This window comes from Corallococcus sp. CA041A (assembly GCF_003612075.1).
GTDB classification, from domain to species: Bacteria; Myxococcota; Myxococcia; order Myxococcales; family Myxococcaceae; genus Corallococcus; species Corallococcus exiguus.
On the sequence record NZ_RAWF01000675.1, the window covers coordinates 1 to 435 of the forward strand.

1 protein-coding gene is annotated in these 435 nt (G+C 60.0%); it reads right to left on the bottom strand.

Annotated features, from left to right (window positions below; genetic code table 11):
- Nucleotides 1-365: thiamine pyrophosphate-dependent enzyme (locus tag D7V77_RS42680; protein ID WP_233597588.1), on the bottom strand; the 365-nt coding region annotated here is incomplete at its 3' end.
- Between the last annotated feature and the right edge of the window lie 70 nt (nucleotides 366-435).

A 435-nucleotide genomic window follows, 5' to 3' on the forward strand; every position in this document is an offset into this window, starting at 1 on the left:
CCGTAATCGTTGCCGCGTTCGTCGCCGCCCCAGTACATCAGCACGTCGTGCGGGCGCACGCCACGCATGAACATCGCGCCATACTCGCGGTATGAAGGCGCGAACACGTCGTCCTTCTGCATCGCCGCGCCGATACCCACGTGCGCGGCTTCGTGGCCCAGGCAGGCGGCATAGGTGCCCAGCTTGCCGGTGCGCTGCAGTGCGATGGATTTGCTGTCGAACGTACGTACGAACAGCATCTGCTTGAACAGCGGTACCAGGACCTGGGGGTCGCGCAGCGACGCGGGCAGGTCATCGCGGACGAGTTTGCCGTCCGTATCCAGGTACTGCAGGTATTCGATCTTGAATTCAGCGGCAACCGTCATTGCGTACTGCACCTTCGACAGAGAAGTTACAAATGATATGAATCGCCATGTTAAGGAACGCGTACGGAAT